This is a genomic window from Streptomyces sp. NPDC107521, assembly GCF_055598485.1.
In genome coordinates, this window is the sequence record NZ_JBVKAT010000002.1 from 663,285 (window position 1) to 675,897 (window position 12,613).

General features: G+C 76.5%; 14 protein-coding genes and 1 CRISPR repeat array. Of the genes, 5 read left to right on the plus strand and 9 right to left on the minus strand.

Annotation, left to right across the window (positions count from 1 at the left end; translation table 11 throughout):
• Positions 1 to 9 precede the first annotated feature (9 nt).
• The 4 genes from ACZ7LB_RS06020 to ACZ7LB_RS06035 all read right to left on the minus strand — a co-directional run bounded on the left by ACZ7LB_RS06020 (position 10) and on the right by ACZ7LB_RS06035 (position 3,280).
• Complete coding sequence (locus ACZ7LB_RS06020) at positions 10 to 624, minus strand: LytR C-terminal domain-containing protein (RefSeq protein WP_471465623.1); 615 nt, start codon at positions 622 to 624, stop codon at positions 10 to 12.
• Positions 625 to 883: 259 nt separating this feature from the next.
• A complete protein-coding gene (locus ACZ7LB_RS06025) occupies positions 884 to 1,180 on the minus strand; it encodes a type II toxin-antitoxin system VapB family antitoxin (protein WP_003999914.1) in 297 nt (98 codons plus the stop codon).
• A gap of 131 nt (positions 1,181 to 1,311) precedes the next feature.
• Positions 1,312 to 1,995 (minus strand): HdeD family acid-resistance protein, encoded by a 684-nt coding sequence (locus ACZ7LB_RS06030; protein WP_471465574.1) that lies wholly within the window; start codon positions 1,993 to 1,995, stop codon positions 1,312 to 1,314.
• Positions 1,996 to 2,665: 670 nt separating this feature from the next.
• A complete protein-coding gene (locus ACZ7LB_RS06035; protein ID WP_471465575.1) occupies positions 2,666 to 3,280 on the minus strand; it encodes an HhH-GPD-type base excision DNA repair protein in 615 nt (204 codons plus the stop codon).
• A 281-nt stretch (positions 3,281 to 3,561) separates the two neighbouring features.
• On the opposite strand from ACZ7LB_RS06035, the gene ACZ7LB_RS06040 reads away from it, so the two are divergent.
• From ACZ7LB_RS06040 to ACZ7LB_RS06050, 3 genes are all read left to right on the plus strand, one after another.
• A complete protein-coding gene (locus ACZ7LB_RS06040) occupies positions 3,562 to 4,056 on the plus strand; it encodes a cupin domain-containing protein (protein WP_471465576.1) in 495 nt (164 codons plus the stop codon).
• A complete protein-coding gene (locus ACZ7LB_RS06045; RefSeq protein WP_471465577.1) occupies positions 4,053 to 4,817 on the plus strand; it encodes an SDR family NAD(P)-dependent oxidoreductase in 765 nt (254 codons plus the stop codon). The genes ACZ7LB_RS06040 and ACZ7LB_RS06045 overlap by 4 nt, the downstream gene beginning before the upstream one ends.
• Positions 4,818 to 5,107: 290 nt before the next feature.
• A complete protein-coding gene (locus ACZ7LB_RS06050) occupies positions 5,108 to 5,545 on the plus strand; it encodes an ATP-binding protein (RefSeq protein WP_471465578.1) in 438 nt (145 codons plus the stop codon).
• Positions 5,546 to 5,615: 70 nt separating this feature from the next.
• Here ACZ7LB_RS06050 and ACZ7LB_RS06055 read toward each other — a convergent pair whose 3' ends face one another.
• Positions 5,616 to 6,887 (minus strand): PP2C family protein-serine/threonine phosphatase, encoded by a 1,272-nt coding sequence (locus tag ACZ7LB_RS06055; protein ID WP_471465624.1) that lies wholly within the window; start codon positions 6,885 to 6,887, stop codon positions 5,616 to 5,618.
• Positions 6,888 to 8,125: 1,238 nt separating this feature from the next.
• Between ACZ7LB_RS06055 and ACZ7LB_RS06060 the strand changes: the two genes are divergently transcribed.
• Positions 8,126 to 8,476 (plus strand): ArsR/SmtB family transcription factor, encoded by a 351-nt coding sequence (locus tag ACZ7LB_RS06060; RefSeq protein ID WP_471465579.1) that lies wholly within the window; start codon positions 8,126 to 8,128, stop codon positions 8,474 to 8,476.
• A gap of 184 nt (positions 8,477 to 8,660) precedes the next feature.
• Here ACZ7LB_RS06060 and ACZ7LB_RS06065 read toward each other — a convergent pair whose 3' ends face one another.
• Positions 8,661 to 8,843 (minus strand): DUF6126 family protein, encoded by a 183-nt coding sequence (locus ACZ7LB_RS06065; protein WP_471465580.1) that lies wholly within the window; start codon positions 8,841 to 8,843, stop codon positions 8,661 to 8,663.
• Positions 8,840 to 9,223 carry an ArsR/SmtB family transcription factor gene (locus ACZ7LB_RS06070; RefSeq protein WP_471465581.1) on the minus strand — a complete coding sequence of 128 codons (384 nt, stop codon included), beginning with the start codon at positions 9,221 to 9,223 and terminating at the stop codon, positions 8,840 to 8,842. Before ACZ7LB_RS06070 ends, ACZ7LB_RS06065 begins: the two co-directional genes overlap by 4 nt.
• Before the next feature lie 138 nt (positions 9,224 to 9,361).
• On the opposite strand from ACZ7LB_RS06070, the gene ACZ7LB_RS06075 reads away from it, so the two are divergent.
• A complete protein-coding gene (locus tag ACZ7LB_RS06075) occupies positions 9,362 to 9,985 on the plus strand; it encodes a carbonic anhydrase (RefSeq protein ID WP_161228766.1) in 624 nt (207 codons plus the stop codon).
• A gap of 208 nt (positions 9,986 to 10,193) precedes the next feature.
• Positions 10,194 to 11,216: a CRISPR direct-repeat array (repeat unit 29 nt; unit sequence GGGACCACCCCCGCATGCGCGGGGACCGC).
• A gap of 92 nt (positions 11,217 to 11,308) precedes the next feature.
• On the opposite strand, the gene cas2e is transcribed toward ACZ7LB_RS06075, so the two are convergent.
• Complete coding sequence (gene cas2e, locus ACZ7LB_RS06080; RefSeq protein WP_471465582.1) at positions 11,309 to 11,659, minus strand: type I-E CRISPR-associated endoribonuclease Cas2e; 351 nt, start codon at positions 11,657 to 11,659, stop codon at positions 11,309 to 11,311.
• Complete coding sequence (cas1e, locus tag ACZ7LB_RS06085; RefSeq protein ID WP_471465583.1) at positions 11,656 to 12,609, minus strand: type I-E CRISPR-associated endonuclease Cas1e; 954 nt, start codon at positions 12,607 to 12,609, stop codon at positions 11,656 to 11,658. Before cas1e ends, cas2e begins: the two co-directional genes overlap by 4 nt.
• Positions 12,610 to 12,613 lie beyond the last annotated feature (4 nt).

Consider the following 12,613-nt stretch of genomic DNA (forward strand, 5'->3'; position numbering starts at 1 on the left):
GGCCGGGCCTCAGCAGCCCTTGCCGGTCACCGGCGCCGGCTGCGGCGCGGTCAGCCCGGCCAGGGCGGCGTCGGCCTCCGGCCGCAGCGCCAGCCCCTTGAAGGCCTTGCCGATGACGAGGTCGACGGTGGTGCCCCTGCGGGCCGCGTCGGTGCGTCGCTCGGCGGCGGGGATCTGGGTGCCGAGCACCGGGAGCGCGGTCTTCAGGGCGGCGGCGGGGCCGAGCAGCACCCCGGCGCCGTCGATCTTCTTGTCCAGCTCCTCGGGCGCGTTGCCCACCTCGCCGATGCGGAAACCGCGCTTCTTCAGCTCGTCGGCGGTCTTCTGGGCCAGTCCCGAACGGGTGGTGGCGTTGAGTACGTTGACGGTGACCTGGCCGGGCTTCGGCAGGGCCACCGCCGGGGAGGGTGACGCGCTCGACGGGGACGGGGTCGCCGCGCAGTCCGCCCCGGCCGCCGACGCCTTGTCGCCGCCGGTGAAGGCGTCGATGAGCTGCAGGGTGCCCCAGCCGAGGACACCGAGGACGGTGGCGCACGCGACGAGGACGACCGCGAGCCTGCCGCGCTTTCGGGCCGGGCGCATCCGGGGGTACTTGCCCCCCGTGATCCGGTACTTGCCGCCCATGCCGGGGGGAGTCAGCATGCTCATGGGCGCAGCGTAATGCGCCCGGACGGCGATGCCTATTAGATGATCAGCGGGTGTTCCGTACTTCGCCCTAAACCCACCCGAAAGGGTCAAAGGCGCGAGGGGGGACGGCCCGGGGGACCGGTGGGGAGCCGATGGGGAACGGGCGCCCCGGACGGCCGGACGGGCGTCCCCGGCGGTCGGCGGAGCGGACCCGGTGCGCGTCGGGGCGTCCCCGGGGGCGGGTGCGGCCGGGCGGTCAGTCGAGTTCGAGGACGCGCGCGTGCAGCACCTGGCGTTGCTGCAGGGCGGCGCGGACCGCGCGGTGCAGCCCGTCCTCCAGGTACAGGTCGCCCTGCCACTTGACCACGTGGGCGAAGAGGTCGCCGTAGAAGGTGGAGTCCTCGGCGAGCAGGGTTTCCAGGTCGAGCTGGCCCTTGGTCGTCACGAGCTGATCGAGGCGGACCGGGCGCGGCGCGACGTCCGCCCACTGCCGGGTGCTTTCCCGGCCGTGGTCGGGGTACGGCCGGCCGTTTCCGATGCGCTTGAAGATCACACGGAAAGCCTACCGGCCAAGTCGTCGCGGGTGCAGCCATGGTGACCGAGCGCGGCGCCGGGAAAGCCGCCGCAATCGGTCGCAACGGGGGCAAACAGGGGAAGGTCCCGCCCCGTGACGGGGCGTTCCCCTCATACGGTGTGGGGTACCTGGCGGGCGCGGCCCCGGATGCGCACGGCGGTGACGATCTCCACGAGGCCGACGACCACCAGCCACCAGCCGCCCACCACCGTGAGCACGGCGACGGACTCGACCGGCGAGTCGATGAGCACGATCCCGGCCAGGATCGTGACGATCCCGAGGAAGACGTGCCAGCCGCGGGCCGGCATCGCCGGGTCGTGCGCGGCGGCGACGGTCTGGGTGACGCCGCGGAACAGCCAGCCGATGCCGATCCACAGCGCGAGCAGCAGCACCGACTGGAGGGTGCCGCGGAAGCAGAACAGGCCCAGCAGGATGGAGACGGCGCCGCTGATGAAGGCGAGGACGCGCAGCGAGGTCCGGCTGTGCGTGCCGAACGCGGCGGCCAGTTGCAGTACGCCGCTGACCACGAGGTAGAGGCCGAAGAGCACCCCGGCGACACGCAGCGAGGCCCCCGGCCAGACCAGCACCAGCACCCCGAGTACCAGGGAGGCGATCCCGGTGAACAGGACGGTCTGCCAGGCCGCGCGGGCGAGCAGGTGCAGGGGCCCCTCGAAGGGCGGCTCGGGCTCGTGCGGTCCGCCGGCCGGGGGTGCTCCGTGCGGGCCGCCGCGGGCGTGGACGCCCCGGTCGTCGTAGTGCGGGCCCCCGGGGGAGCCGCTCGGTGGCTCGGTCATGGTCCATGCTGGGAACGCTCTGGTCGGCGCCGCCACCCGGACTCCGCCACCGGAGCGAAATCCGGGGCCGCGCCCGGCGCGCCGCACGGTCACGGAGCGGTGTGGCACGGCCCCGCCCAGGGGTGAGGCCCGCGCCGGCGGTACGTCCCGCGCCCGTCAGGGGCGCGTTCCGCGCCGGGCGGCGCGAGGGGCGAAGCGGCGGCAGGGAGCGCGGACCCGTGCCCTTCGCACCGGTTCCCCGCCCCGCCCGCGCCGCCCCGGCCCGCCGTACGCGTGTCCCGCCGGCCCGGTCCCTGGCCGCCCCGTCCCGTCGGCGTCGGCCCGGTCGCCGTAGCCGCGTCCCGCCGGCCTCGCCCGTCGCCGTGCCGCCCCGTCCGCGTCGCCCCGTCCCCCCGTACCCGCCCTTCGGCGGCCCTGCCCGCGAGTCGTGCCGCCCCCGTCCGGCGTGCCCAGTCCCGTCGGCCCGGTCCGTCGCCGCGTCGGCCCGTCCCCGTACCCGTGTCCCGTCGGCCCCGTCCGCCGCCGTGCCGCTCCGTCCGCGCGGGCCCGGTCGCCGTTGCCCGAGTCCCCCGCACCGCGCCCGTGAGCCGTGCCGTCCCGTCCGCCGCCGTGCCGCCCGGCCCGCAGCCCCGGCCCGTCGGGCCGCTCCCGGCCCCGGAGGCCGCCGTCCTCAGTCCCGGGCCCTGCCCCCCGGCCCCCGCGCGGCCTTCGCGGCTCTGGCCGCCGCCTTCATCTCCTGTTTGTGCGCCCGCACCTTGGTGAGGGACTCCGGCCCGGTGATGTCGGCCACCGAGCGGAAGGAGTCCGGCTCCCCGTACTCCCCGGCGGCCTCGCGCCAGCCCTCCGGGCGCACGCCGAGCTGCTTGCCCAGCAGGGCGAGGAAGATCTGCGCCTTCTGCCGCCCGAAGCCCGGGAGGTCCTGAAGCCGTTTCAGCAGCTCCGGGCCGGTGCCGACGCCCCGCCAGACGGCCTCGGCGTCACCGTCGTACGTCTCGGCCAGGTGGGCGCACAACTGCTGGACGCGCCCGGCCATCGCGCCCGGATAACGGTGTACGGCGGGCTTCTCGGACAGCAGCGCGGCGAAGGCCGCGGGATCGTGGGCGGCGATGTCGTGGGCGTCCAGGTCCTCCGCGTCCATGCGCCGGGCGATGGTCGACGGCCCCTTGAACGCCCACTCCATGGGCACCTGCTGGTCCAGCAGCATGCCGATCAGCGCGGCGAGCGGGCTGCGGCCGAGCAGTTCGTCGGCCTCGGGGTCCTGGGCGAGGTGCAGGGTGACGTCCATGCCCCGATGGTCGCGCGTGCGCGCCCGGGACGCCCGCCGACGCACGACGGCGTCCCGGGACGTCCTCGGGAGGGCCGTCGGCAGCCCGGCGCGTTCACCCGCTGCCGGGGGACGCCCGGCCCCCCCCCGGACGGATCCGCCCGGCGCCCGGGTGGTCGCCGTTGTCGCGGGCGATCCGGACGTACGGGTGCGCCGCGGCGACCAGCGGGACCGGCCGGTCCCCCGGCGGGCGTGGCCCGAAACCCCCGGGCGGCGCGCCACCGGGCGGTAGCCTCACCCGGGTGACGCCCGCGCCCGTGACACCCGAGGAACTCGTCGCGCACTACGGACTGGAGCCGATCCCCCGCGAGGGCGGCCTCTTCCGGCGGACCTGGGCCGGGCCCGCGCGCCCCGACGGCCGCCCGACGGGCTCCGCCATCGTCGCCCTGCTCACCGGCGGCCCGGACGACTTCTCCGCCCTGCACCGCCTGACCGCCGACGAGACCTGGCACTTCTACCTCGGGGACCCGCTCGGGCTGCTGCTCCTCGCCCCCGACGGCACCTCCCGCACCGTCGTCCTCGGCCCGGACGTCCTGCGCGGGCAGCACGTGCAGCACACCGTCCCCGCCGGGACCTGGATGGGCGCCCGGGTGGCCGAGGGCGGCGCCTGGACCCTGTTCGGCTGCACGGCGGTCCCCGGATTCACCTACGGGGACTACGAACACGGCGACCCGGACCGCCTCGCCGCGCGCTATCCCGCCGAGGCCGCGCGGATTCTGCGACTGTGCCGCCCATGACCCTGCTGGACGGACAGGTGGCCCTGGTCACGGGCGCGGGCGGCGGCGTCGGCCGGGGCATCGCGCGGCGGTTCGCCCAGGAGGGCGCGGCCGTCGCCCTGCACTGCCGCACCTCGGTCGAGGCCGCCCGGGAGACGGCCGGGCGCATCCGGGACGCGGGCGGCGCGGCGGTGGTGCTGCGCGCCGACCTGACCGACGAGGACGCCTGCCGGCGGCTGGTCGAGGAGGCCGCCGACTGGGGCGGCGGGCGCCTGACGGCACTGGTCAACAACGCCGCGGTCCAGCCGGTGCGGGAACTGCCCGGCATGACGGCGGCCGCGTGGCGGGAGGTGCTGGACGCCAACCTGACCGGCGTTCTCGCCTGCACCCGTACGGCCGCCGCGCTCATGCGGGGACAGGACGGCGGCGGCACGGTCACCCACATCGCCTCCATCGAGGCCGGTGCCCCCGCCCCCGGCCACGCCCACTACGGCGCCTCCAAGGCGGCGGTGGTGGCCCACGCCCGCGCGGCGGCCCAGGAGTACGGGCCCTGGGGCGTGCGGGTCAACACCGTCTCGCCCGGCCTGATCGACCGCGAGGGCCTGGCCGAGGACTGGCCCGACGGTGTGCGGCGCTGGCTCGGCGCCGCGCCCGCCGGACGGCTGGGGCGCCCCGAGGACGTGGGCGACGCCTGCGTCTTCCTCGCCTCCCGGCTGGCCTCCTGGATCACCGGCCACGATCTGGTCGTCGACGGCGGGGTGAGCGCGCGCCCGACGTGGTGAGCGGCGGCGGGGACACGGCGCGGGGGCGGGGCCTGGCCGCGGGCGGCGCGGGGCCGCCGTGGGCAAGGGGGGTGGTCCCCGGCAGGACGCCGCGCGCCGGAGCTGTTGAATTGCGAAAGTCTGCAATTCATTAGATGCTGTGACGCCCGGGTCCGCAGGTAGCCGCGGACCCAGGTCTCCGTGTCCCGGGCGGATACGGGTGCCGCCCCCGGCACGCGCCGGACGGCACACCGCCGCGCCCCGCTCCGCGCCGTGGCCGGACGCCGCCCGCTCGCTCGCCTGGAGACGCGATGAGCACGCCGCTCGAAGCCCTGCCGCACCGGCACGTGCTCACCCTGCCCGCGCAGCCCCCGGCGGTCCGGGTGGCCCGGGAGACCGCGGAGGCGGCGCTCGCCGAATGGGGCGTCAGCGCGGACCACCCGGCCGTCGGACCCGCCCTGCTGATCCTCAGCGAACTGGTCGCCAACAGCGTCCGGCACGCCGTCCCGCCGACCCGCCAGGTGACCGTCACCTACGCCGCCGGACCGGACTGCCTGGCCTTCGCCGTGCACGACCGCCACCCGCACCGGCCGCCGCTGCACGCGGCGCGGACGGGGACCGGCGGGGGCGCGGGGACCGGCGGCCTCGCGACGGTCATGGAGCTGACCACCGGGCTCGGCGGCACGGCGGTGGTGCGCGGCGACCGCGACGGGCGGGGCAAGAGCATCTGGATCACCCTGCCGCTGTGACCCGCCCCCTTGGCCGCGCTGTGACCGCCCCCTCGGCCGCGCGGTGGACGGGGCCGGCGCCGGGCCCCGGTCAGCAGCGCGGGACCGACGGCCGGGACGGGGTGCGCAGCGCGAGCACGGCCCGGTCGTCGTGGCCGTCGTCCGGCGGGTGGGAGATCAGCGCCCGGCAGAGTTCGCCCGGCGGCAGCCCGGCGAGCCGCGAGGCGGTGACCGCCAGGGTGTCCAGCCCCTGGTCGATGGGCCGCCCGGGAGCCTCCACCAGACCGTCGGTGTACAGGACGACGGTGCTGTGCGCCGGCACCGTCCGGCAGTGCTCGGGCCGGGGCAGCTCGGGCGCCACGCCCAGCGGCACGCCGGGCTCCGCCTCCAGGTAGCGGGCCCGCCCGTCGGGCAGCAGCAGGAGCGGCGGCGGATGCCCGGCGGTGGACCAGCGCAGCCGCCACCCCCCGGCGGAGGGCTCCAGCCGGGCGAGCAGCGCCGTGGCGATCGGGGCCGCGTCCAGGGCGGCGCCCATGATGCGGTCGAGCCGGGCGAGGGAGGCGCTGGGCGGGGTCGTCCAGTCGTAGTACAGGCCGCGCAGAATGTTGCGGATCTGCGCCATGTCGGCCGCCGCCCGCAGATCGTGCCCCGCGACGTCACCGATCACCGCCGCGCACGCCCCGTCGGGCAGCAGCATCGCGTCGTACCAGTCGCCGCCGACGGCCGCGGGCGCGCTCGCCGGGCGGTAGGCGGCCCCGGCGGCGAACGGGCCGAGATCCGGCAGGCGGGGCAGCAGGAGCCGCTGGAACTGCTCGCCGCTGCGCCGGACCCGCTGGTAGAGGCGGGCGTTCTCGATCGCCACGCCCGCCGTGCCCGCCAGCGCCCGGATCACGCCCTCGTCGTGCCGGTCGAAGGGCCTCCCGTCGGTGCGTTCGGAGAGGTACAGGTTGCCGTAGACGTGCCCGCGCACGCTGATGGCCACCCCGAGCAGGGAACGCATGGGCGGGTGCCCGGGCGGGAAGCCCGCCGACTGGGGGTGGCTCGCGATGTCCTCGACCCGCAGCGGCTCGGGGTGGTGGATCAGATGCCCCAGCAGTCCCCGGCCGCGCGGCAGCTCCACGCCGTCCAGATCGGCCAGCTCTCGGGCGGTGAGCCCCAGCGGCACGAACTCCTCCAGCGCCCTGCCCTCCGGGTCGAGCACCCCGAGGGCCCCGTAGCGGGCGCCCACCAGATCCATCGCGGTGCGCACGATGCGGCGGAGCACGGTGGGCAGCTCCAGCTCGCCGGTGATGCTGACGACCGCCTGGAGGAGTTCCTGGAGGGTGCTCTGGGCACGGGCCAGGGCGTGCAGCTGCTCCCCGATCCGGTCGAGGTCGGAGCTGAGCGGGAGGCCGAGGAGGGAGGTGTACGACTCCTCGGCCCCCGTGGTGTCGCGGCCGCCGCCGCCCCCGTACGGCGGGTGCGGGTCGGCCCGGCCGCCACCGTAGGCGGTGTCGTCGTCGAGGGGGTGGGGGTCCGTTCTCGCGTCGGGTCCCGGGTCCGTGCCCGTGCGGGGTCCCGGGGCCCTTTCTGGGTCGGGTGCGGCGGCCCCGTTGCCAGGGGGGCGGGGGTTCCCTGCGCCGCCGGGTTCGGGCGAGGGGCCGCGCGGACGGGGGGTCCCGGCGCCGGTGACCGGGGGGACTTCGGGGCCATCGGGGTGCGGGGCGTGGGGGATGCCGGGGTGCGGGTTCCCGGCGTCACCGGCCCGTCGGTCCCGGGCGTGAGGGGGGTACGGGTCCCGGCCGTCAGCGGTCCCCGAGTCCTCACCTTCGCGGGGGAGCGGGCCGCCGGTGGCTTCGGGCCGCAGGCCACGGGTGCTGCTGGGCCGAGGGCTCCCGGCGTCATCGGCCCGTGGGTTCCCGGCGTCACGGGTCCATGGGTCCCGGGCGTGAGCGGGGCGCCGGATTCCGCCGCTGCCCGCTCCCGGGCTCTCCCCGCTACGGGGGAGATGGCCTCCGGTGGCTTCGGGCCGTAGGTCACGGGGGTCGCCGGGCGGCAGGTCATGGGTGTCGCCGGGGCGTGGTTTCGCGGGGTCACCGGCCTGTGGGTCCCGGGCGCGATCGGGGTGCGGGTTCCCGCCGGTGCCCGCTCCCGGGCTCTCCCCCTCACGGGGGAGGTGGTTTCCGCCGTCCGGCCGGAGGGACGCGTCGGGGGCGTCGCCGCCGGAGGGACCGCCGGGGGGCGTGCGGGCGCCGCCCGGGGCGCCCCCGCCGTCCCGGGGCTCCTCGCCCGGCCGCCGCCGCTCCTCCGCCATCGATCCCGCCTCACTCGTGCCGTGCGCCCCGGGCGGCGGCCCGTCCGTCCCGCGGGCGCAACCCCCGCCGCCGGCCGCCCTGCCGTACGATTTGCCTTCCGCCCACCATCGCCCGGCGGACGGCCGTGTGCCGCCCGCCCGCAGCCGGTCGGCGTAACGCCTCACCGTCGCGGTGTGCGTCCCGGGCGGAAACGTCCCGGCGGGCGGCGCCGGGACGGACGTACGGCGACGACGCGGGGCGGAGGCGCGACGCGCCCCGTACCGGCCGAGGGGCCGGGCCGCCACGGAACCGGGGAGACGAGGGCACGATGAGCACGCCCCTGTACCAGCTGAAGGCCGAGTTCTTCAAGACGCTCGGCCACCCCGCGCGCATCCGCGTGCTGGAGCTGCTGAGCCAACGGGAGCACGCGGTGGCGGAGATGCTGCCCGAGGTGGCCATCGAACCGGCCCACCTGTCCCAGCAGCTCGCGGTGCTGCGCCGGGCCAATCTGGTGGTCTCCCGCAAGGAGGGCTCGTCCGTGTACTACTCGCTGACCAGTCCGCAGATCGCCGAACTGCTCAGGGTCGCGCGCGGCATCCTCTCAGGTGTGCTCGCCGGGCAGGCGGAACTCCTGGCGGACCTCCAGGCCGGACCCGCCCCGACCCGGCCGCCGGAGTAGCGCGCGGGGCGGAGCGGGCGGGGCGGGTAACGCGGCCCGCGGCCCGCCGCCCGCGGCGTCGGCGGGCTCGGCCCGGTCCCACCGGCGGCACGGCCCGATGGCATCGGCGGGCACGGATCACCGCGGGTCGCACCGCTACCGGCACGGCCCGTCACCGGGCGCGGCCCGACGCGGGCGCGGCCCCCTACTTGGCGTGCCGGCCCAGGTAGAACAGCAGCCAGACGAATCCGGCGAAGAGATGCGTGCCGAAGATGTAGAAGCCCGCGCGCAGGGCGACGCCCCGTTCGATGCGCCGCTGCGGGTCCCGGCGCCGCTCGGAGCGCTCGCCCCGGCCCCCGTCGGCCCCGGCCCGGGCGTCCCCCGTCACTGCCGCGCCCCCGCGGAATCCGCCGGACCGGCCGTCCCCGCCGGACGGGGCGCCTCCGCGGTCCGCAGCTCCTCCAGCAGCCGCTGCTGCCCCGAGATCAGACCGGACAGGATGCTCCGGGCGGCGGCCAGCAGATCGGCCACGTCGCCGCAGGCCATCTCGTAGACCACGGTCGAGCCGGTCCGGGTCGCGGTGACGATGCCGGACCGGCGCAGGACCGCGAGCTGCTGCGACAGGTTGGACGGCTCGACCTCGATCGCGGCGAGCAGTTCGCGGACGGGTCGCGGACCGTCCTGCAGCAGCTCCAGCACCCGGATGCGCACGGGGTGACCCAGCATCCGGAAGAACTCGGCTTTGGCCTCGTACAGCGGAACCGGCATTCCGCACACCTCCGCACCAGGGCATCTGTGAAGCACAGCAACTGACAAAATGAAGAACTCTTCAAGTCTACCCTCGTGCGGGGCGTCCTCCGCCGGGGAGAGCGCCGACGGGGCGACCCCGTCCGCTAGGTTTCCGGTATGCCTGATGTCGCCCCGTCCTCACCCGCCGACGCCTACGCCGCGCTGCTTCAGGGCAACGCCCGCTTCGTCAGCGGCGGCCGCCTCCACCCCAACCAGGACGCCGACCGGCGCTCGGAACTGGCACCGCGGCAGAAGCCGTTCGCCGTGCTCTTCGGGTGCTCGGACTCACGGCTCGCGGCGGAGATCATCTTCGACCGGGGGCTGGGCGACCTGTTCGTGGTCCGCACGGCCGGCCACGTGGCGGGCGCGGAGGTGGTCGGCAGCATCGAGTACGGCATCGAGGTGCTGAGCGCACCGCTGGTGGTGGTGCTGGGCCACGACTCCTGCGGCGCGGTGACGGCGGCGTCCGAGGCGGCCCACGGCGGCACGGCACCGCCCGGATACCTCGGCGACGTGGTGGAGCGCGTGGTCCCGAGCGTCCTGGCGGCCCGCGCCAAGGGCCACACGGGGATCGGCGAGTTCGTCGACGAGCACATCCACCGCACGGTCGACGGCCTGGTCGGCCGCTCCGTCCTCCTCGCCAACGAGGTCGCCGAGGGCCGCTGCGCGGTGGTCGGCCTCTCCTACCGCCTGGCCGAGGGCACGGTGAACCTCGTGGCGTCCCACGGCCTGGACGCCTGACGCGACCCGGATACGCCCGGGGCGGGCGCCGTGCGCCGGGTGTTGGGTGCCGAGTGCCGGGCGTCCGCCCCAGGCGTCGGAAGCCGGGCCCGGGGCCGGGGGCCGCTTCCCGACACCGGCGCGCAACGCCCGGGGCACCGGGGTTACGGGGCCGATGTTTCCCCGGGCGCTGGCCCGCTGACCGGCGCCCGGGTCATGCCACTCGGGCGGCGGCAGCCCCGCATACGCGGGGACCGCAGGTCCAGCGCCTGATCGAGGACGCGGCGAGCGGGACCACCCCCGCATGCGCGGGGACCGCCCGACGCTCGGGTCCAGCGCGGCCACGTACCGGGCACCCCCGCATGCGCGGGGACCGCGCGCGAGCAGATGGTGCCGCGCGGTGAGGACGTGGACCACCCCCGCATGCGCGGGGACCGCCGCGGGGGTCCGGCCCGCTTGTGTTTGGTGGTTGCACCCCGAGTTGCGCCCGGGGGACCACCCCCGCATGCGCGGGGACCGCATGCGGAGCACCCTGATGGTGGGCAGCGCGGCGGGACCACCCCCGCATGCGCGGGGACCGCGTGGTGAGGAGGCGCCGGCGGCTCACGTGCCCGGGACCACCCCCGCATGCGCGGGGACCGCGGCGCCCAGCCGCCGTGACAGGGGCTGGGTCGGGGACCACCCCCGCATGCGCGGGGACCGCCACCGTGCGCCCCGGCACCGGTGGTCCGCCGAGGGACCACCCCCGCATGCGCGGGGACCGCAGACGCGCCTGGACTTCCGGGCCCGGCCGGCTGGGACCACCCCCGCATGCGCGGGGACCGCCTCTGGGGGCAGTCGGTCTGCTCGGCGGGTCCGGGACCACCCCCGCATGCGCGGGGACCGCCCGGTCACCCAGGACGCGAGCCCGGCGCGCAGGGGACCACCCCCGCATGCGCGGGGACCGCTCGAAGAGACCCTTCAACGGGCCCCCGATCAAGGGACCACCCCCGCATGCGCGGGGACCGCGTCCCAGTCCACACCGAGTTCGGTCAGGGCCCGGGACCACCCCCGCATGCGCGGGGACCGCGGGGCGCAGGCCGTGTCCGCCGCGCTGGGGGAGGGACCACCCCCGCATGCGCGGGGACCGCCTGACCGGCCACCCCGGCCAGATCGCCGGATGGGGACCACCCCCGCATGCGCGGGGACCGCTCGGTCTTCATCCCGAGCAGAGCGCGGACGCCGGGACCACCCCCGCATGCGCGGGGACCGCAGGGCGCGACCTGCGGGTTTATCGCGTGGGACCGTGGATTTTACTCACTTTGCCAAAGTGGTGGTCCCCGGGCGCCGGTATCCGGGTGTGCTTCATCGGCCGAACTTTCGGCGTTTGGCCGCCTTGCTCCAGCCCTGCCGGGGCGGGCTCGCGGCGGGGGCCGGGGGTTGGGCGGACGGGCGGTGGAGGAGGGTGAGGCCCTCGTGGTCGGTGGGGTGCCACGCGTGGTCGTGGGTGCGGAAGGCGAAGCCCTGTTCGGTGTCGGTGTGGTGGGCGAGTAGGGCCCGGCCCTGCCCCGAGTACGTGCGCACCTCGTCCCAGAGGATGTCCCGGACGCGGGCGGACGGCGAGCCGATGAACACGCCGGGGGAGATCTCCAGCAGCCAGCGGGTGAGGAAACCACGCAGTCCGGCAGGGCAGTTGGTGAGAACGATGACCGTCACCAGATCGGCTCGTCCCCGTGGTTGCGGCCGGAGGCGATCAGCCGGCCGCTGTCCGTGAGGAGGCCCACCCGGTCCCCGTCGTCCTCCCCCGTCCCGGTGGCGGGGGAGGCGTAGGAGAAGAGGCTCTTGATGTCCCGCGCACAGCGGTCGAGCAGCCCCGTCGCGTTGATGCGGTCCCGCAGCGCCCGGCGGGTGCGGGTCGCGACGTCGTCCTCGCCGGCCGCCGCGGCGTCGAAGGCGGCGGGGATGCCGATCTCGGTCTTGTAGAGGTCGGCGATGTCCAGGACGAACGACCGCTCGTGCCCGGAGTGGACGAAACCGAGTCCGGGCGAGCAGCCGAGCGCAGCGACGACGGCGTGGGCCACGCCGTACATGCACTGGGCCGCCGCCGTGACGCCCTGGTTGGGGGCGTCGCCCGCCGAGAAGTCGTCGCGGTGGAACTCCCGCCGGACCCATGGCACCCCGGTCCGGGCGGCCTCCCGGCGATAGCACTCCTTCACCCGGCGCCCCTCCATCCGCAGCAGGTCGTCACGGCTGCGTCCGGCGGTGTCCTCACCGGGGAACCGCATGCGGTACATCGCCCGCGCCACCTCGACCCGTGAGCGGCGGTTGGCCCAGGCCGCGGCCTGCGCCTCCAGCAGGCCGGAGGAACGGGTGAGGCCGCGCCCTCCGGCGTAGTAGCGCACGCCGTGTTCCCCGACCCAGGCGACCCCCGCGCCGCTCTCCCCGAGAAGGGCCATGGCCTGGTGGGTGACGCTCGTGCCCGGCCCGAGCAGCAGGGTGCCGATGGTGGCGGAGGGGATGTGGGTGACGCCGTCGGCGTCCGTGGCGGTGATCGCGTTGTCGTCGCGGTGGACGGTGCAGCGCTCCAGGTAGAGGAACGAGACGCGGTCGCCGACCCGGGTGAGTTCGCGGGGTGAGGACAGGCTCCGCCTGCCGACCGTGCTCATCGTC